The sequence below is a fragment of the Rahnella sp. AA genome (genome assembly GCF_002834385.1).
In the GTDB taxonomy this organism is placed as follows: Bacteria; Pseudomonadota; Gammaproteobacteria; order Enterobacterales; family Enterobacteriaceae; genus Rahnella.
The window spans coordinates 704,443-724,317 of sequence record NZ_PITQ01000001.1; the positions used below are offsets into that span (position 1 = coordinate 704,443).

General features: G+C 47.2%; 18 protein-coding genes and 1 pseudogene. 2 read left to right on the forward strand and 17 right to left on the reverse strand.

The window, feature by feature from the left end; all coding sequences use genetic code 11:
- Window positions 1-14 precede the first annotated feature (14 nt).
- The gene (locus CWS43_RS03125) at window positions 15-548 is read left to right on the forward strand and encodes a GNAT family N-acetyltransferase (protein WP_101075789.1); all 534 of its coding nucleotides are present in this window, start codon (window positions 15-17) and stop codon (window positions 546-548) included.
- 64 nt (window positions 549-612) lie between these two features.
- On the opposite strand, the gene CWS43_RS03130 is transcribed toward CWS43_RS03125, so the two are convergent.
- The 7 genes from CWS43_RS03130 to gatZ all read right to left on the reverse strand — a co-directional run bounded on the left by CWS43_RS03130 (window position 613) and on the right by gatZ (window position 6,912).
- Window positions 613-1,317 (reverse strand): GNAT family N-acetyltransferase, encoded by a 705-nt coding sequence (locus CWS43_RS03130; protein ID WP_101075387.1) that lies wholly within the window; start codon window positions 1,315-1,317, stop codon window positions 613-615.
- Between the two features lie 126 nt (window positions 1,318-1,443).
- Window positions 1,444-2,298 (reverse strand): tagatose bisphosphate family class II aldolase, encoded by an 855-nt coding sequence (locus CWS43_RS03135; protein WP_101075388.1) that lies wholly within the window; start codon window positions 2,296-2,298, stop codon window positions 1,444-1,446.
- 4 nt (window positions 2,299-2,302) lie between these two features.
- Window positions 2,303-3,352, reverse strand: a complete 1,050-nt coding sequence (gene gatD, locus CWS43_RS03140) for a galactitol-1-phosphate 5-dehydrogenase (RefSeq protein ID WP_101075389.1) — start codon at window positions 3,350-3,352, stop codon at window positions 2,303-2,305.
- Window positions 3,353-3,396: 44 nt separating this feature from the next.
- Complete coding sequence (locus CWS43_RS03145; protein ID WP_101075390.1) at window positions 3,397-4,764, reverse strand: galactitol-specific PTS transporter subunit IIC; 1,368 nt, start codon at window positions 4,762-4,764, stop codon at window positions 3,397-3,399.
- A 3-nt stretch (window positions 4,765-4,767) separates the two neighbouring features.
- Window positions 4,768-5,052, reverse strand: a complete 285-nt coding sequence (gene gatB / locus CWS43_RS03150) for a PTS galactitol transporter subunit IIB (protein ID WP_101075391.1) — start codon at window positions 5,050-5,052, stop codon at window positions 4,768-4,770.
- Window positions 5,053-5,141: 89 nt separating this feature from the next.
- The gene (gatA, locus tag CWS43_RS03155; RefSeq protein ID WP_101075392.1) at window positions 5,142-5,624 is read right to left on the reverse strand and encodes a PTS galactitol transporter subunit IIA; all 483 of its coding nucleotides are present in this window, start codon (window positions 5,622-5,624) and stop codon (window positions 5,142-5,144) included.
- Complete coding sequence (gene gatZ / locus CWS43_RS03160; RefSeq protein WP_101075393.1) at window positions 5,617-6,912, reverse strand: tagatose-bisphosphate aldolase subunit GatZ; 1,296 nt, start codon at window positions 6,910-6,912, stop codon at window positions 5,617-5,619. The genes gatA and gatZ overlap by 8 nt, the downstream gene beginning before the upstream one ends.
- Before the next feature lie 268 nt (window positions 6,913-7,180).
- On the opposite strand from gatZ, the gene CWS43_RS03165 reads away from it, so the two are divergent.
- The gene (locus CWS43_RS03165) at window positions 7,181-7,963 is read left to right on the forward strand and encodes a DeoR/GlpR family DNA-binding transcription regulator (RefSeq protein WP_101075394.1); all 783 of its coding nucleotides are present in this window, start codon (window positions 7,181-7,183) and stop codon (window positions 7,961-7,963) included.
- A gap of 192 nt (window positions 7,964-8,155) precedes the next feature.
- Here CWS43_RS03165 and CWS43_RS03170 read toward each other — a convergent pair whose 3' ends face one another.
- The 10 genes and pseudogenes from CWS43_RS03170 to CWS43_RS03215 form a co-directional block, all read right to left on the reverse strand.
- The gene (locus tag CWS43_RS03170) at window positions 8,156-8,935 is read right to left on the reverse strand and encodes an ABC transporter substrate-binding protein (protein WP_101075395.1); all 780 of its coding nucleotides are present in this window, start codon (window positions 8,933-8,935) and stop codon (window positions 8,156-8,158) included.
- Between the two features lie 490 nt (window positions 8,936-9,425).
- Window positions 9,426-10,325 (reverse strand): terminase small subunit, encoded by a 900-nt coding sequence (locus CWS43_RS03180; protein ID WP_101075397.1) that lies wholly within the window; start codon window positions 10,323-10,325, stop codon window positions 9,426-9,428.
- 16 nt (window positions 10,326-10,341) lie between these two features.
- Window positions 10,342-13,221, reverse strand: coding sequence for an AAA family ATPase (locus tag CWS43_RS03185; protein ID WP_101075398.1), 2,880 nt, complete (start codon window positions 13,219-13,221; stop codon window positions 10,342-10,344).
- Window positions 13,222-13,395: 174 nt separating this feature from the next.
- Window positions 13,396-13,626: a helix-turn-helix transcriptional regulator gene (locus CWS43_RS03190; RefSeq protein WP_101075399.1), complete on the reverse strand. Its 231-nt coding sequence runs from the start codon at window positions 13,624-13,626 to the stop codon at window positions 13,396-13,398.
- Between the two features lie 336 nt (window positions 13,627-13,962).
- Window positions 13,963-16,578: a TOPRIM and DUF927 domain-containing protein gene (locus CWS43_RS03195; RefSeq protein ID WP_101075400.1), complete on the reverse strand. Its 2,616-nt coding sequence runs from the start codon at window positions 16,576-16,578 to the stop codon at window positions 13,963-13,965.
- Entirely contained in the window at window positions 16,578-16,970 is a 393-nt protein-coding gene (locus tag CWS43_RS27480; RefSeq protein WP_232776637.1) for a hypothetical protein, read from the reverse strand. Before CWS43_RS27480 ends, CWS43_RS03195 begins: the two co-directional genes overlap by 1 nt.
- 66 nt (window positions 16,971-17,036) lie before the next feature.
- Window positions 17,037-17,450, reverse strand: a pseudogene (locus CWS43_RS27740) (ash family protein); the annotation flags it as partial.
- Window positions 17,447-17,653: an AlpA family transcriptional regulator gene (locus CWS43_RS03205; RefSeq protein ID WP_101075402.1), complete on the reverse strand. Its 207-nt coding sequence runs from the start codon at window positions 17,651-17,653 to the stop codon at window positions 17,447-17,449. The gene CWS43_RS03205 and the pseudogene CWS43_RS27740, both read right to left, overlap by 4 nt.
- A gap of 147 nt (window positions 17,654-17,800) precedes the next feature.
- Window positions 17,801-18,502, reverse strand: a complete 702-nt coding sequence (locus CWS43_RS03210; protein ID WP_101075403.1) for a hypothetical protein — start codon at window positions 18,500-18,502, stop codon at window positions 17,801-17,803.
- A gap of 86 nt (window positions 18,503-18,588) precedes the next feature.
- On the reverse strand, window positions 18,589-19,857 hold the full coding sequence (locus CWS43_RS03215; protein WP_101075404.1) for an integrase domain-containing protein: 1,269 nt from the start codon (window positions 19,855-19,857) through the stop codon (window positions 18,589-18,591).
- Between the last annotated feature and the right edge of the window lie 18 nt (window positions 19,858-19,875).

The window sequence follows — 19,875 nt, forward strand, 5'->3', positions numbered from 1 at the left end:
TGATGAGGGACGCCGTGACTGCTTTTTCTTTGCGTGAAGCCGCGCCGGAAGATATTGATGAACTCGCCGGATTGCACGTCGCGATCTGGCGTGAAACCTACCGCGAACTGGCCCCGGCGGAGGCATTCGCTGCGCTGGATATACCACGCCGTAAAGCTTTCTGGCAGGATAAGTTTGATCATCCTGCTGCCGGACAGGGTATTTTTCTGGCCGAAGTGAACGGGAAACTGGCCGGTTTTTGCCTGAGTTCGGCGTCATCTAACCCTGAGTTTGGTGAGATGGCCGAAATCAAATTCCTGTATGTTTCAGGCGATTTTAAGCGTCAGGGCATCGGGAAACGGTTAATCAGTAAAGCGGCTCAGCATCTTATTGCTGCGGGGTATCGCAGTGTCGGGCTGGGCGTAGTGGAGGGCAACGAACCGGCAATCCGGTTTTACAGCGCGCTGGGTGGCCGCGAAGCGGGGCGGTATACCGACGCGGGCCCGCTCTGGCGTTCGCGAAATATCATTTATGCGTGGCCAGATATTACGTTGCTGTCTGCCGTGTAAATTCGTTGTTTAAATCTGCTATGCAAAGAAAGTGCCCGCGTCAGTGAATTCTGCGGGCTTTTTTTTATTTACGCAGTTCTTCCAGACGCTGCCTCTGCTGACCTTCCTCAGAGAAATTGTCGGCGCTCAGCCAGCGGTCAAATGCGGCTTTTGATTCCGGCCATTCACTGTCGATGACGGAATACCAGCACGTATCACGGTTGTGGCTGCGCAGGACGATAGCCTGACGGAATGTGCCTTCGTATTGAAAACCAAAGCGTAAAGCTGCCTGTTTAGACGGTTCATTCAGGCTGTGGCATTTCCATTCGCAGCGGCGGTATTTCAGCGTATCGAACAGATAACGTTGCAGCAGATAAATCGCTTCGGTGCCGAAACGTGTGCGCTTCATCAGCGGTGACCAGTTTACCCAACCAATTTCCGCAACGCCGTTCACCGGGTCGATACGCATCAGGGATACGCTGCCGACGGCGCGGCCTGTTGCGTTATCCACCACGGCAAAAAACAACGGATCTTCACTTTTGACCTGCTGCGAAATAAACAAATCGCATTCAGCCTGCGTTGCCGGACGGTCAACGGAAAGGTAGGTCCAGTCGCGGTTGTCATCAATGCTGTGCCAGGCTTTAAAGAGATCCTGACTGTGGCGTTCGCAGCTCAGTGGCTCAAGACGACACCATGTGCCGTTAAGCTGAACGCGAGAAGGACGTTCGCGGGGTTGCCAGTCAGGCAGTAAATCGCCAATGGGTTGACCGAAATGGTTGAGCGTCGTCATAGTCGTTTCCATTCGTTATTTAAGAACTTCCATAAAATCAGAATGGAAGTATGCCCGCAACCGACGTCAAAACAAAATTCCGAAAAGCGGGCATCCGCCCGCTTTGAAGATATTGCTTAACTCCGCTTATAAGCGCCCGGCACTCCCGCAGATCCTGATTTTTTCCTCCACCACTTTTTGCATGGCCAGTTTCCCCGGTACGATATATTTGCGCGGATCGTTAGCGTCAGGGTGTTCTGAAAAATATTCCTTCACCGCACTGGCAAACGCGATTTTCAGTTCTGTCGCCACGTTGACTTTGCAAATCCCTAAACCAATCGCCCGGCGGACCATTTCTTCCGGGATACCTGATGCACCGTGCAGCACCAGAGGGATATCGACTTGCTGACGGATTTGCCCAAGGCGCGTGAAGTCCAGTTTTGGTTCCCCCTGATAAAGGCCGTGTGCAGAACCAATCGCGACGGCTAATGAGTCGATGCGGGTGGATTCGACGAAATGCTTCGCGACAACCGGGTCGGTAAAGAAGCTGTCGCCTTCCTCAACCATCAGATCATCCTCCTGCCCCCCGAGCCGACCGAGCTCTGCTTCGACGCTGGCATCAAACATATGGCACAGCCGCACGGCCTCACGCACTTGTTCGATATTCCCGGCCAGCGGGAAGTGTGAGGCATCGATCATGACTGAGCGGATCCCGGAACGGACTTTTAACGCTATATCCCTGAGATCTTCGTGGTGATCCAGATGCAGAGCCAAAGGAATGCGGTATTTTCGTGCTGCTTCGTGACATATAGAAATCAAATAATCCGTTCCCGCATAACTAAACGTGCCGGGCGTTCCTGCCAGAATTACCGGAGAATTCATGGCTGCAGCAGTTTCAGCCACAACCTGGACGGTTTCCAGATTGTGGACGTTGAAAGCCGGAACGGCATAGCCCTCACGCTGAGCGGCGAGCAGTATTTCCCTGTTTGAAATCAGATACATTATTTCAGCTCCCTGTCATATCCAGCAGAATTTTCCCGGTCATCGGCTTACCAGCCAGCGCAGTGACTTCTCTGACGAACGTTTGCGGATCCCCAAGGCTGGCGATCAACGGTTCCAGATTTAACTTTTTCTCTGCAAACAGCTGTGCTGCTTGTTGCCATTCACTACCCGGCCAGGGCGCGGAATAATTCATCCAACTGCCCAGCAATGTCAGCTCTTTGCGCAGGATATGCCCGAAGGTAGTGGCGCTCAGCGTCAGGTCTTTATGCAAGGTGCCAACTAACGCAATTTGTGCTTTGGGGCCTGCAATATCGAGAGCCAGAGCCACCGTTTGTGGCGTTCCGGCGGTTTCAACGATCAGTTGATTAAAACGGCGTTCGTGGGTCTTCTGCCGGATGTTTTCAGCATCCAGGTGCGCACTGTTAAAGCCATAATGAGCGCCGGTATTCAGTGCCAGATCCAAGCGTTGTGGATTGATATCAATGGCTGTCACTGACTTTGCACCCAGCGCGCTGGCTACCTGAATGATCAACTGGCCGATTGTGCCAGCACCAACCACAATGACTTCTTTGCCCCGGCAACCCCCTGCAAGTTTTAACGCATGCAAGCCGACAGTCACGGGCTCCAAAAACGCGCTCTGAAGTAATGAAGAATTATCCTGAAGTTTGAATAAGTTTTTGCGCGAAACGACGACAAACTCTGCGTGGCCTCCATTGCTGCGGGAACCGATAAACTGATAATGCTTGCATTGCGAGTAGGCTTCTTTTCGGCACTCCTCACATTGAAAACAGGGTAATAAAGGTACGCAGGCCACAGCATCACCTTCCTGTAAATCATGGATTTCATCGCCTGTGCTGACCACATAACCACTGAATTCATGACCGAGTGTGATCGGGTAATAATGTGAGGCGTTGGCGAAAATACGAGGGATATCAGAGCCACACAGGCCGGAGTACGCCACACGAACTAACACATCATCGGGCGCGCCTAATACGGGTATTGCCTTATCCTCGACGGTAATATTTCCGCCCTGATGTACAACTACAGATTGCATCATTATTTCCTTAAGGCGGAGGTAAGCCTCCGCCTGGATGAGGGTTAAGCGCTGGCCAGTGCAGCCGCTGCCATTTTTTCAGCCCGGGTAAAATTACGGGCGCGTCGCCATGTGAGGAATACACCGACGGCGTAAATGACGCCGATGATGCTGAGGCCTGCGATGTTTTTCAGCGTACAAAGTTGGATCAGCAGATAGGTAATCGGAGAACCACCCTGATCCATCGATGCCACCCTGCCTCCTGCCGTGAGTGCACCCGCATTCACTGCCAGTTGTGTGTGTAAATCGATAGTCTGCGTCGCTATCCACAGCGTGATGCTCATGATGATGCAGCCCGAAATCAGCGTTCTGAACAGGTTGCCCTGATGCACGGCAACCGCAATTGCCACAAAGAAGCCGATAGTGGCCAGATCACCAAACGGAAGAACCTGATTTCCCGGTACCAGCACCGCAATCAAAATCGTTAACGGAATAAAGATCAGGCTGGCCGATACGACGGCGGTATGGCCGAGCAAAAGCGCAGGATCCAGGCCTATCAGGAATTCCTGACCACCGAAACGTGCCTGCAGACGGGAGCGGGCATGACGGGCAATGGGTGTTAATCCATCCATAATTGGCTTGATAACACGTGGCATCAGCAGCATGACTGCGGCTGTTTTCACCGCCAGTTGCAAAATACCTTTTATGTCATAACCGGCGAGATAGCCGATGATCAGCCCCATCACAAAGCCGACGGTGACTGGTTCCCCAAACGGGCCAAAGCGTTTTTGCACGTCGTCGGCACTGAAGTGGATCTTGTTCAGCCCCGGGATTTTCTCTATAACGACATCAACTAATACGGCAATCGGACCGAGATAGGCCGAGGAACCGTGCGGGATGGCGATACCTTCTAGGTTGAAGAAATCACGGGTGTCTTTCGCAAACCAGTCGCCCAGTTTGTAGATGAACGCCGCGTGAACCACAACGCCCATGATCCCCAGCCAGTAGGAGCCGGTGGCCAGATGCAACATGGCGCCGGTGAATGTCATGTGCCAGATATTCCAGATATCGACGTTGACGACGCGTGTCATGCGAGTGAGCAACATTACGATATTCACACCAATCGCAATCGGGATGGCAACCAGTGCAATCTGCGATGCCCAGGTCATTGGCGATGACCCCGGCCAGCCGATATCCACGACTTGCAGATTGATTTCAAAATGTTCTGCCATTGCCTTTGCGGCAGGCCCGATGGAATCGAGCATCAGCCCGATGACCAACCCGATCCCTACGAAACCAATGCCAATATGAATTGCGGATTTAAATGAATCGCCAAGTTTCATCCCTAAGATCAACGAGAAAACGATAATTACCCCAGGCAACATGACCGTTGGCCCGAGATCGAGGATATAGCGCATTATTTCGGTAAACATGGCTTACTCCTGTAACAGGGTCAGTATTTTTTCACGCAAAGCGTCCATGCCGACGCCGGAAATAAATGGCATTCCGTGTACTAACGGAATGCTGCCGAACTGGCGATCCACCCTGGCCGTCGTGCAAATCAGATGTGCGCCATCCATAAAGGTTTCGATCTCATTGATCCGGCACTGAACGAGTTCTATTTGTATGCCGTTCGCCTCGCATAGTTCTTTGATTTCCTCTGCCGCCAGAGTTGATGTGGCAACGGCTCCGCCGCAGGCAACAATAATTTTTCGCTTCACGTTAAGGTTCCTTTAATGTTCTGTTTCTGTTGTTGTTTTTTTCGTAAGGTATCGATGTTTTCGGGCTCTACGCTTTCAGGGACATAAATTCAGGGACAAGCTGATGATGTTTTCTCCGGGGCTGGGGCGAACACATGTTGTTTAAACAGTGCGGCCAGCTGGTTTTCAGGGATGGTCAGCAAGCTTTCGAAGAATGCGGGTTCCTGTAACTGACCGAATAATCTGCGTAACAGCGTGAGTTGTTCAGACGGATGTGTGACAACGAGCGCGATGATTAGCGAAGCGGGGATTGTCCCATCGCCGTCAGCCTGAAAAAAATCGACCGGGGCATCAGGGCGGATCAGATAAATGGCCGGATGGCGCGCATGCGCGGCTTCGCAATGTGGGATAGCGACAGCGTGTTGCTCAAGCTGAATGCCGGTCGGAAATTCAGCCTCGCGATTTATCAGCGCTTGCGGGTAACTGCTTTCCACCACACCTGCCAATACCATACGCTCACCGATGTGTGTCAGTGCTTCCTGATAATCTGCAAAGCAGACCCCAGTTTTAACGAGGATCTCGCAGTTATGCATAGTGGCACTCCCCGTGTGCAGATAACTGAGGGTGACAGCCGAAGTGATAGGCGCGCAAAACGTCCTGGATTTTGTCGATGATTAACGCCTGGGGATTGCTTTTCAGCTGGCCCGACATTACCCGTTCAAACTGAGCGGGCAGATATTGGCTTAGAAGGCCCAGGGGAATATCTGCAGATTGCAGATTGGCCATCAACACGTCCATTGCGCGATTGATCCTGGCATGTGGCCAGTAGTAACGAATGCGATCGGACAGGCTGAAATGCAGGTCGATAAGAGACAGGCTGAATGTCGGGTTGTAATACTTTTTCCAGTAACCCGGCTCATCCAGCATGACGCCATCGATAACGGTGAGGATCTGACTGCGGGATTCCGGTGCAATTAACACCTGCTCAATGTTCGCCAGCGCAAAGATGGCTTCACGCAATGCAAAAGTTAGCGCCGGCCCGACTTTGAGGATCGCATAGTGATCCTTCACCAGATTGCGGTAGGACTCCCGGGTCTGATAGTCCGTGGAATGCGCTTCATAGACCAGTGGCGTCGTTTCAATATAGGCCGACAAATCTTTGGCAAGATCGGGCTGGTAGTGAATCACGCGGCTGTGATCGAACTCTACGCCCGGCTGAACCACAACGGCGATGATCCGATCAATTGCTGCATCTAAACCCGCTTCACGAAAAGCCTGATGGTGCATATCCAACGTTGCTTTTGCGTCTTTTGCTTCAGTGACATGGACATGCTGAATAGAGGATGCCTCACCGCCCGGCACCGGAACTTCAGTACCGATGACGTAGGTCAGTGACTGCTTTTGCTGCGGTGACGCGACGCGTTCCGCCACCTGACATAAGCGTGCTGCGCGTTGTGCTACGACGAAGGGATCCAAAGGAACAGGGTCGTCTGCGCAGGACATTGACGCATCCAGATGGATTTTACTGAAATCAGCTTCGACATAGCGGGCAATCAGCGTTTCCGCTTTTTCCATTGCGCTTTCTGAATTTTCGTTTTGCCAGCAATTTGGCCCAAGATGGTCTCCTCCCAAAATCAAACGCTGAACAGGAAAGCCGATTTTCTCTGCAATAGCGTGAACAAAATCTCGAAAATCGGCAGGCTGCATGCCGGTGTAGCCACCAAACTGATTCACCTGATTGGAGGTTGCCTCGATCAGGACTTTGTTGTTTGTATGCAAATCTTCCTGTAATGCGGCTTCAATAACTAAAGGATGTGCAGAACAGACTGAGCAAATGCCAATGCTTTCGCCTTTCTTTTGTTTTTCGATGATGTCTTTCATGTGGAGCCTCCGTTTATTTCCGAATATGCTCATCTCTTTTCGAAAGACAAACAATAGCGTTTTCTGAATTTCGTGATAGAGATCGTAATACTTCGTAAGTTGATGGCATTCGTTTTCTTTCGAGTTTGGAGGTTTATCGAAAATATAAAAGATAAAATTCGAGGTTATGGGTGAGGATGCAACATTTCACAACGTCAGAAATTTTTTCTCCTCATTGATATGTCTTTTGTTTACACTATGGGGAATATGACCTTTCGGATCGTCAATAATGAATACTTACGATAGACGCAATAAAATCATTGGTTTAGTGAATGAAAATGGCAGCGTGCTAGTCTCTGAGCTTTCGAGTTCTTTCGGTGTATCGGAAGTTACAATTCGTTCAGATCTGGGATTGCTTGAGCAGAAAGGCGCATTGAGCCGCTTCCACGGTGGCGCGTCAAAGCGAGCTGCACAGCAGAAATCCTTACCGGATACTCAGCACGGTGAGATGGTGCTTGAAGAACGTTATCTTCAGGCAAGTGACCCGAAAAAGCGTATTGCTCAGGCTGCTGCAGGCATGATTAAGCCGGGTGATACCGTGATTATTGACAGTGGCAGCACGACAATGCTGCTGGCCGAAGAACTGGTAAAATCCGGTGACATAACGGTAATTACCAACAATTTGCCTGCAGCGTTCGTATTATCTGAAAACCCCGATATCACGCTGGTAGTCTGTGGCGGAACGCTGCGACATAAAACACGCTCTTTGCATGGAAACATTACGGAATATGCCTTGCAGGGAATTGTCGCCAATCTGATGTTTGTGGGCGCTGATGGCCTGGACGCTGCGACAGGCATTACCACATTTAACGAGGGCTACAGCATCAGCGGAATTATGGCCGCTGCCGCTCAGCAGGTTGTGGTTGTCACTGATTCCACTAAGTTTGGCCGTCGCGGATACAATCTGGTGCTGCCGATGGACAAAATCGACACGATTATTACGGACACGGATATCCGTGATGAAGCTTTGCAGGCGCTCAGGCAGACGTCAGCGAATCTCATGTTGGTGTAACCCTTTCAGATAACGTTTTATTGACGAGGCTGACTGTAGGCTGAAAGCCGGATCAGTGAAACGGGAAGGTTTGAGGATTGCGGAGGTTCACGAAAACAATCTTCTGAATTGCAGTTTCTGGCAGGTGGTATTGGAATCCGTCCCGCAAATATTGAGCCGCATGGTTAGCCACATGCGGCCTGATGAAGGGAATTACGGCTTTTTGGTATAGACCTCAAACGTGAAGTATTTCTTTTCCAACGTCTGGTAAGTCCCGTTTTTATGGATTTCTGCCAGAGCATTATTGATAAGTGTCAGGTGCGCCTGATCATCCTTACGCAGGCCGATAGCCGTTCCTTCGCCCAGATAACGGGTGTCGTTTAACGGCTCGCCAGCAAAGGCATAATCTTTGCCTTCAGGCGTTTTCAGAAAGCCGGTTTCGGCCGCCGCCGCGTTCGTCAGGGTTACGTCAATACGGCCAGATGCCAGGTCCTGATTCACAAAATCCTGATTCTGATAAGAGACGACATTCACACCTTTCTTCTGCCATTCGCCTTGCGCATAAGCTTCCTGCGTTGTCCCCTGAGCAACACCGACGGTTTTGCCTTTGAGCGATTCTGCCGTAGGTTGCAGGCCACTGCCTTTTTTCGCAATCAGCACACTGGGAACGTGATAAAGCATGTCGGAGAACGTGACCTGAGTTTTACGTTTTGGGGTCATCGACATTGCAGAGAGCACGGCATCAAATTTTTTGGCATTCAGGGCTGGAATAATGCCGTCATACGCAGTTTCAACCCACTCACATTTAACCTGAGCCTGCTGACAGATTGCGTTGCCCAGATCGATATCAAAACCGACCAATTTGCCATCCGGGGATTTGGACTCAAAAGGGGGAAACGACGGATCCACGCCGAAACGCAATGTCGTCTCAGCCTGCGCAAAACCGCTGGTAGCCGCCAGCGTTGCGATGGCCAGCAATATGTTTTTCTTCACAAGTAATCTCCTGATGGTACTAAAAAACAAACCCCCGCAGCTAAAGGCGAGGGTAAAAGTAGTGCTTCTTTGTTTCGAATATGACGACTCAGGCAGACGGGGTCAAGCGCCAAACATCTGTGCAAAACGGGCAAAAGTTGAAGATGGCAGCAATCAGAGATCTGGCCGCTATGGAAAACGAATATGGGCCGAAATGGATGAGGTTAATGTCGTGTTATGGATAAAAAACAAAAGGATAGGCTGCGATTGGTTTACCGGAGGAGTTGCAATAAAAAAGCCGCAAACCCTTGCGGGCTGCGGCTTTCTTTGCAGTAACGGCCTTATCTGGTAATAACCGAAACCTTGTTTGGCTGGGGGAAGTTGATTTATTTATTCAACTAACTGAAAATATTAACATTAATTAATTTCATTTTTTATAAATAGTCCCAAATGTAGTCCCAAAATATTATGTGAGCTTTTTTGTAGTGAGTATTCCTCAAAAGAATGAGCCTTATTTCATAATTTTTTTATATGTATCAAGGCTTTCTTCCGGTGTAATTTGCGACAGAATAAGACTGAGAGCCAAAGTTTTCTCATCACTAACCATTTTTGATGAGTTATCTAAAAGCCCTGCATATTTTGCTAAAAGATAAAGTGCCTGCATTTTATCGTGCATTAAAATTTCTGCGCCAGCAGGCGTTCTCTTAACTCCGGCGAAAAGGCTTCTCGCAGCGCCAGAAAGATCACGGGTATCACAAAGAAAAACCTCTCCGACTCCTTCACCCGCACAACTCTGGCAATACGGGTTAGGGTCAACTGTCGGATCCCAGGGATTATCCGGCCAGCATTCACGGCAATTCACGCGGCGGTATTGCGTCAGCTCGTTCGGATCGGCGGTTACAATGTTCCATAGCTGGCACATTACATCATCAATGCTAAGCCTGAGCGAAAACAGCCGGTCTTTCATGGCTGCCTGGATTGCATGATTGACCTTAACATTTCTATACAGACGTGAGGCGGCTGCGTAAAGAGAAGCAGGAGAGCAAGCGTAACCAGCACGGCGATATGCAGCAGACTTATTCAGGTCTTTTAGATATTCATATACAAAGCGCACCTGCATATCATTAAGCCCGTATTCATTGAGCTGCATGGTTTTCGGTGATTCGAAATCTGCGTAGTGGGGTGGTGATTGATTCTTTGATTTTGAGATAAGAACTTCATGAAGTGAGGCTGATTCATTTGGTATTTGCTGCGTACTTTCTGCGTACCTGCTTTCGCGTACCCAACCACCTGCCTTAGCGCGCTTCCTGATAGCTCCTTCACTGAGACCATACTTTTTGCCCAAGCCTCTGAGGGATAGTTGGGTTGTGGTGTAGTCGTAGTGGAGATAGTGATATGAGACTTTTTTCATTTCTCCTCCATGATTACTACTTTAACTTCGGAGCTTGTTCTGAAAACATTTTTTCCCAGCTTAATTGCCAGTTTTCACTAAGTGAGAATTTTTTAAATTTGTGATGTAGGCCATCTCTTACCAATAACCAATCTTGAGATAATAAGCTTTTACTTCTCAGTGCGCGAGAAACATTGTTTGTGAACTTATTATTATCCTCTGATACTATTTTTTCATTTATAATCGAGGTTATCTCTACCCCCATGCTAGTTTCAAATCCTTGAACAGCTCTTATTACTAATGATACAAATATAAGTGGAACATATTCTGAATGAATTAGCATTGCTTCTTCTAATTTAGAAGGAACAAGATGGGATAAATCGCTCTCATTCTCTAGCCCAGATGAAGGTTCGTCAGAAAATGCGAGAGCATACTGGTCGGGGGAGTTTATTTTTATCACACACTCTGTTTTATTGAATATATTTACAATTTGAGCTGCTATTTTCGAAACTCTTTTTTCAGTTAGATTAATGTCTTGTTTATTCCTTAGTTCGGTTAATGATAGTTTTTCTCTTTCATATTCAGAAGATAAATATTGAGCAGATGTTTTTGCCATATTACTTTCAATTATAAGGCTGATGCCGTCTGTGCTTATTGTTGATGTGTTGGTATCACACACACATGCTGAAATTATTTCAAAATCCTTTTTTATTTCATCGTATGGTTTTTTTTCATGAAATGGTAAATCAATAGATATTAAGGCGATATAGATTGGAGTGTGGCAAATGTCTAATATCAAAGATACCCCTAGTGGGGTTATCCTGAATGAATGTTCTTTGCAAATGTTATATTCATATATAAGATCGCTATCAGAGGGGATTTCAATACATTCAATAATCCTTTCTTCAATAGAAGACTCTAATGTTTTTGTTATCCAATCTTTTCTATAGCCATATAAAAGTGCGAAGTTTACTATTCTTTCTAATGTAATCCCTTTTGATATTTCACCTTGCGTAATGGCATCATGCAAAAATGATAGTATGCGCAGTTTAAGAAAATAGCATTGATTTACATTGTCATAGGGTTTGAAAATATTGGGTATAAAAGTATTCTCTCCCAACTCTATATTACTCATTAATGCTGATATCGTTTCAGTTTTGTTCCAAGGTGAAGTATTGGACCCGAGTTGTCCGTGAACTCTTTTTACAAGTTGATAGAATGTACGAACATTATGCCATGATACCGAAGATAAAATCTCAAGCACCGAAGCTGCATCTCTGGATGTTTGAAGATTATTCCTAAGAGTGTCTGCATGTGTTTGCATAGTGGAAATAAATTCTTTTATATCGTACTTTCTTCTCCAGTCTTTTATTCTAAAATCTGTTTCTATAAAGTCTTTTATATATCTTACTCTCGATGAAATTAACTTTCCAAAGTCGGGAGCTTTTAAGTGAATTATTTTATCTTCAGGTCTAACGTCGAGAAAACCCTTATCTTTATTCCTAAAGAAAGTAAACTCTCTTAAGGTGATTATTACCGTTGCACCGGATTCATTAGAGATTAAATGTGAGAGGGCATAAATTTCTTCTTGAAAACTTTCGGAAGCACGATCAACATTATCAAGAATTAATATTACAGCTTTCCCTTCATTAGTCCTTTTTTTGAATATTCTTAATACCATATTCTGATGGTTAGAACTTTCCTTGTCTAGTAATTCTGCTTCTTTGATGAAAAATATACTTTTGTCTTGCTCAAAAAGTTCTTTATATGCACCATTTTTAAGGATTTTTAATTCATGAGAAAATGTATTTCTAAGTTCATCTAAAGAAAATTCTTCGGGATAGTTTATTTTAACTTCTTTGTATAAATACTCAAAAACGATTGATTTGGCATCAACTGTTCTTTTTGATACATCGTTAATAAGATCAATTATAATTGGTGTTGCATATGTGTTTTTAGCCTGCCTAGCTTCAACTAAGCATTTTGTAACCAAAGTACTTTTGCCACACCCTACAGCACCAGTAATTATTATTACTTTTCCATAATGTTGGCTCAAGAGAAAATCCTTACTTTCTGAAGGATTAAAATCGTGAGTGCCATTTGGAAGATAGCTTGGTGTAGAGTCCTTCAACACTCTCTTTAATTCACCTTTGAATTGATCAAGTTTAGAGTCTGATACGAAACAGTGTTCTAACATATTTCTTTGATTTGTATCTGTAATTTGAGAAAAGAAACTTTGATAAAACTCATCTAGCCAAATATCATTGTTTCCATTTTGCCATTTCAAAGCGCCGTATGTATTTCTTAAAATATGACATACTTCTGAAGGTTTATGATTTATGTCTGAAAGATAAATATCTAATGTATTTTCTGATATTGCTTTTTTTGATATTAAGTTCCACATTAAATCAAAGGCAAAGTCCTCACTGAAAATATTTCCAAAATATATCCCTTTCATATTATCAATGGTTCTTCCAGGTTTAGGAAGCATAGGGCAAACTATCCATTCCCCGCCGTTGGTTAATACGGCATGAGAAACGGCTTTGTCAACGCAATAACGCTGCGCTTGCTCAATCACATCTGAAAGTGGTTTTTTAAATGCATTTTTAAAATAAGAAACATAATATTCATTAGATTTTGCTGTTCGAATAGGATAACCGAAAGTGATACCATTCTTCTTAGCTTCCACAATTAACTTTGGATTGTTATTAATTGAGAGCATGTAATCAGAGTAACCAGCCGCTCCGCAGTACGTTTCTGGGTTGAATTCTTCACTGTTCCAGCCAAGTAGATTAAGAATTCGGTCAATTATTAGTAGCCTTGCAGTTGCTTCATTAGCCTCGTGAATTTTATCTTTATATGAGGAAAATTCATTTTGAAGTATTTTGAATTTTTTTAGAGCAGTTTCCCTATCCATGAAAACTCCTTAGGCAATGTCAAGTAATCAGAGTCTATCAGGCAGATTTTAGGAGTCAAATGCTCAAAAACTGAAAAGGCATTCTAAGATGCGTGAGTTGGATAATTTGAAACGCACCGAGATGGGAAAGTTAAGCAACAATATTTGCTGCTTAACTTTTGTTTAAAATATTATCTAATCAAAAATATCTTTCTTATGAGTGGGGTTATACCGACTCGGCCAAATCACCTCCGGCCTCACACCTATAACCTCCGCAATCAACCGTTCACCCTTCGGCCATTTCCGCGTTAACGCATTCGCCAGCGTCGACGAACTGAGGCCAGCCAGGCGGGAAACCGCTGCCATTGTGGTGCCTTTTTTCTTGATTGCGGCAATGATGTCCGCGCTGTGCCAGTCCTGATTCATGGTCAAACTCCTTTTTTAAAACTAATTTAGGGTTTTTCTATATATAAGCAAAAGTGGGTCGGTTCAGTCAGTTCAATCGGTTCACTTTATTAATTCACTGATATAAATGAATTAATTCTGATTATTTGAACTGACTTTGGCGTTTTTCAGAGTCGGTTCAAAACCTGTTAAGTCGGTTCACTGAAAATCGCTTGTTATGGCAGGTCGGTTCAAATAGCACTAAGTCGGTTCAAGGTCGGTTCAGAATCCTTAAAAAAATCCTTACGGAACATGCCAATACAATATTGAACCGACTGAACTGACTGAACCGACCTACTTTCTTCACATGTGAGACTTTTACTCGTGATCTTCCGGTAGCTTCATCACTACAAAAGCGGGCTGTTCTCCCCCCACTCGAATCGCTTTGCGGGTCAGCCCCTTTAATGGCTTATCCAGCATCCCTGCTTCTGCCAGTGCCTGAGCGAAAGCTATCGGGTTATATCCTTTCGAAATTTCTTCACGGAACACGGCTGGGAAGGTATAGAACGTTTGTTTTTCATCCTGCGCTCTGGTAACGCGATAACCCGCTAGATCTTTTACTGGCATATCTCGTGGGTCAGCCTCCGGATGCGGTAAATAGCGGCTATATCCGAAGCGTTGTAGAAAACCTTGAGCCTGCTCTATGCAGGCTTTTGATTCGCGATTGCCCATACCGAATTCGCAAACCCATGCGTTAAAACTTTGCTGCAAAGCGTCGTGGCTCTCATGAGCTGTCCAACTGGTGAAACGTTCTGCCAGTACAAGCGCGGTTTCAAGCAGAGAGAACCTCACCGCCACACGCCTTACCTGCTCACCAACTGCGGGATCCAGACCTGCCAGCCATAGACGTTCGTAGTGTTTTGTGGCATCGGTTGCGGCTTCTTTCTGGCTGGCGAGATGTGAGATCCATGCCCGACCGGCTGCGCCGTAATTAGTAATGCTGGCGCTCCGTATCGCAGTTGCGTGCGCCTGTCCGTCTGCATGATTATGAAACTGAGTGGCTTTGCTGATGGGGACATTGAGCAGCCGTACCAACTGCCCCGCATTGATTTTGCCGCCATCGGCGCGCAGGTAACTTTCCAAATCTGTTTCGCCGGTGCTGAAGGCCATTGCGCGCCAGCGCTTTAAATCACGGTTGCCGCCGTCCTTTGCACCCTGTATTTTTCCGACGCCGTTAAACAGTGCATAGGCAGATTCGGCAACGGCGCGGCGGTTACTGCCCTGACCGATTTCATCCAGCGGCATAAATCCATCGTTATGGGCGGCGGCTTCGTTGATGAGCCCGAGCGCGGTGGAATACCAGGTCAGTTTCAATGTTTCCGGTTCGCCGTAGAGGCTGGTGGCGGCGTTACACGTGGTTGTTTTGCCTGTGGATGAGCCGCCGAACAGATGTACACCAAACCCATCAGCACTGACCAGCCCGATAAGGGGCGCTGCCAGCGCGCAGGCAATTGCAAGCATCATAGAGGGATTGCCCCGTGCAAGTGCCGCCACGCTATCGCGCCAGCTCTCTGGCGACCCTTTAATGCCATATCCTTTGGCTGCGCTGGATTTTCCATTGAATAACACTGGTGAGGCGGGTTCACCGATCACCGATCCATCCGGCATCAGATAGGCTCCATACTGCCAGCCGGTAGAGTCTGTAATTGACCAGCGTTGACCTGTTTCACTTTGAGAAAGATGGTCTGCCAAAATAGCCCTCAGGCCGCTTTTTGCTGTCACCCGCACACCACTTCGGCGTAACCGAACCCATCCTTCACGCTCACCTATCTCGCTCATCGGCATGGCTTCGATATGCGGAGCAGTGCCACCGGCAGGAATGGCTTTTAGTATCAGGTAGCGTTCTGTTTCACTGGCACCAATGCCAATTACTTCGAGTGGATCGCTCAGCCAGCTTTCCCGTTCAATGAGTTCTCCGCTGTAGGAGTCGGTGCGCGGTTCAATCCAGTACAGCCCTCCAGGCCGTAATGCAGCATGAGGTTTCAGCGGTGAAGTCTTTATCATGGCGCTGTCCTGTGGTTGATAGAGCGAAGCATTGAATAAGCTGGCGCACTGCATGACGCCATGACGCTGGCGGCAGTCGTCCCAGTCTGCTTTTTCGAGGGTAGGAGGTATCGCCACCCAGCCGGAAACTGCCACTGCGGCTTTCTCTGCGGCCAGCTTTCCAGTGTTTGTTTTATCGGGGGAAATATCGTTATCCGCAGCGATGATAATTTTTGCCTGTGAATACTTGCTACGGATGACAACCGCGACCGGTAACAGGTTTCCCGCATCCACGGCCATGACACAAAGCGCATCAGGCCGCATCAGGCTGATGCTCAAAGCAGTAGCCAGCCCTTCAGCCAGAATGACGGTCATCGGCGTTTCAGGGGCGTCAGGGACAAGGTAAAAAGCACCTTTCTTAGCAGAGCATTTCAGTAACTTTTTTTCACCGGTTGGATGGATAACCTGCGCCGCCGTGATCTCTCCGGCTCTGTCTGTCAGCGCAAGTAAAATTTGGCCGACGGTCAGGATCGGAAATAAAAAGCCGTTCAATCCCTTGCGCTTCAGGTATTCAGATTCCCCCTGAGAAGACAGAGATAACATTCGGGTAAACGCGACGGGAAAAGGCGTTGTCTGAGTCGTTAACTTTATGGCTGGCGCTTCCATCGGAAGGCTGAGTACCTCGGCGACCAGTTCGGCGGCTTCTTTGGCATTACAGCTTTTTACTTTCATCACCAAATCCAGCCCGTCACCAGCGCCGCATTGGTTGCAAAGGTAAGAGCCTTTGCCTTCTAAATCGTCAAAACGAAACCGATTCGAGCCACCGCAAGCAGGGCAAGGCACATGCTGTTTAGGGGATTTTGGGACGGTCACTGAAAGCGAATTTAGCACCTCAGGCCAGTGGTGGCGCGCCTTCTCTACAGTCTGATGTATCAGATCGATTGTTTTCATCACTCAGCTCCATTTTGCGAATTGAGCGAATTGCGAATCATCTCCAGGCGTTCACATAAAACAAAAGCGATAACCTCTTTCACCGCCTTATTGCTGAGCATGATCAGGGCGTAATTGAGTGCACGACATTGATCGCAAAGCTCTGAGGGTTCGAGCTCAGTGTTATCAAATAAACCATCGTCAGCGACGGGGTGAAGAGTTTGGCGGTTTTCTGGGACGGGCAAGGCCAGCGCGTTTTCAAGATTCTCGAGCTGGGTTTGCATCATCAGGGAAAGATAGGTTTGCGCGTGGGTGTTTTGGGGATTGATCAGGGCGTTTGCCAGTAACCGGCAGCTGTCGCAAATTGACCAGGAGTCGGGAAGGGTATCGGTTGGATGGGTAAAATCATTCATGGTGCGCTCCGGTGAACAAACGACGGGCGCGGACAAATAAATGAGTTGGGGTGAGGATCGTAGCCATATGGCAGCCTCCTTCAGATAGCGGGTAACGCTACCACGAGAGGTGCGAAGCTCTTGGGTGGTAGCCCAGACGAGGTTCGCACTACCGGTTCTGAAGGCTACCGGCCAGCCCGAGGGCTGCCTCGCCTGAGCCACCATAGTAAGATTACAAGCGCAGGTTAAAAAACGCACTGGTAACAGGTGTGCAAAGGCAGCGACACAGAGACGTTTAGATAAAACGGGCTGTGTCGCCTTCAGATTACTCGGGGTGCGAAACCCGACTGCGGATTTTGCCGCAGCGGCGCGACTATACTCCAATCCGCGATACATAACCAAGTAAGCCGGATAGGTTTTGCGAGGTATATTCCGCACCTGTTCGCGGGGTTCCTTCGCGCGCGCGCGCAGTTTGTGGCGATATTCAGAAACAGAAATCATGATTTAGCATCCCGTTCTGCAACACGGTTTATTAACCATTCCTCGATTTCATCTTCAAACCAGCCAAGCAAACGCATCCCCAGACGGAAACCTTTAGGAAACTGTCCTGAGTTAATCAGTTCCTGAAAGGCGCTGTCAGAATTAATTCTGATAATCTCTTTAACTTCTTTCTTGAGAAGGATTTTACGATTTGAAAGATTCATAGCAACTATCTCCAGTAACCGGCGTATTCCGGTTTATGCAGATAGTTAATCAGGATGTTTTAAACAGTATTGGAAGTTGACAAAAGATTGTTGGAAGTGGCTTTTTAGGATTTGGAAATAGATTTGGAAGTTTGAATAAAATCCAAATCAGTTATCTTTTAGCTGCGGAGAAAACTTCGTAAGTGCTTCATTAATCAGGTTGGTTAACTGCCTTTCGGTCACCACTTCAGCATCAGGATTGAATTCTATCAGCGCATCCAGCGCCGTTTTGGCAACTGCCGAACGGTTAAGTTTTTTCCCTCTTCGGTATTTGGAACCTGACTTTTCCAGCGCCAGGCATAAACCAGCAATAAACTTTAATGCAGTATCCATCCCTTTAGCGTCATTTTCCCAAACCGGTAGCCCTTGCGAAAGTGACGGCGATTGTGGCGAAGCATAAACATCGATGTCTTGTCCGATATCATTAAAGAATATTTGCAGGTCATCCCGACTGAAACCGTACTTATCTATACAGACCTTGGACATCGCCAGTTCGTAATAGAAGTGTTGTGAAAATTCTGGCGTATAGGCCATACCACTGATAATACATTCGTACATATTTTCTATGATGTTCACACCGGTAGCATTTTTATGCAATTTGGAATCGAGGCATGAAATTGTCATTTCATTCGTTGCCGAGAGAAAATATATGTCGAGAAGACGACGCTTCTCTCTGAGCATCTTTCTTAGCAGGATTTCAGCTAATTGACCGTTGCTGGCCTGAGGATACTCAGTGGCGAGAAGGGTGATTGTTTCTTTAAAAGAAACAAACTTCATGATTTTCGAATGATGTTCTTGCAGCAGATCCATGTATACCTCGGAGTGAAAGAACATCAGATGTCATCAAATACAGATACCTAACGATAGTCGATAAAGTTCATGACGTTGAAAATTTATCATTCGCCGATAAGTCTTAATCCGCGATAATTGTCGGTAGCTAAAGTCATACCACGCGCCGCTGCTTCTACAAACTCCCCCCACCAGCTCATCAACGCTCGACGTTGTTCCAGATAAGTGCTGCGGTTATACGCGCGGCGGACTTCATCCTTATCAACATGTGAGAGAGCTGCTTCGATAGCATCGGGATTAAACCCATTCTCATTCATTGCCGTAGACGCAATTGAGCGCATTCCATGAGCCACCAGCATATTTTGATAGCCCATGCGCTTTATCGCGGCGTTTGCTGTCTGGCTGTTCATCGGCGTTTTAGGATTCTTGATAGAAGGGAATACGTGTTCACGATGCTGGCTGAGAGGGGAAAGGGTTTGCAGAATATCGAGAGCCGGTTCTGACAGTGGGATAACGTGAACATAACCACTGGCTTTGCGTTTCTGGTTCCCTTTCATTTTGTGAGCAGGGATCCGCCATTCCTTGTTCTCAATATCGATATCTTCCCATGCGGTTTCGGCTGCTTCAGCCGGTCTTACTAAAGTAAGCAACTGCCATTTGATTACCAGGCGCGTCGTGAGATCAATGCTTGCCAGTGAAACTGCCTTCATGAATGCCGGTAATTCTTCAGGGCGTATAGTGGGCATGTGTTCTTTTTTGGGTTTCTTAAATGCTCTCCCAATCCCTGAAGCCGGATTGGCATCAATCAGGCCAGAGTTAACTGCATATATCATGATCTCATTTACTCGCTGGCTCAGACGTCTGACTGTTTCCAAAGCGCCACGAGCAGATACCGGTTCGAGCGTGCTGATCACTGTTTTAGCTTTGATGAGGCTTACCGGCAAAGCGCCTAGAGTCGGGAGCAAATCTTTCTCAATAGAGCGCCAGACGTCTTTCGCATAGTCCGCAGAAATCTCAGATTTTTTAATCTGCATCCAGGCTTCAGCGACATTTGCAAAAGTATGCGTGCTAATGGCTGTTTCAGCTTCAGTGAGCTCGCGCTGATGGTTTTGGGGATCGATATTTTTCGCAAGCAGTGTTTTGGCATTTTCGCGGAGCTGGCGTGCCTCGGCCAAAGAAATTGCCGGATAATTGCCAAAAGTGAGAGTGGTGCGTTTTTTAGTTTGGGGATGGTAGTAGCGGAAGCGCCACGTTTTCACACCCGTAGATTTGACGAGGAGAAGCAAACCTCCGCCATCATAGAGTGATAAATCCTTGTCAGATGTCTTGGCTGCTTTAACTTCGGTGTTATTGAGGGGCTGAGTTTGTGTCGCCATTATGCCGCCATGCATGGG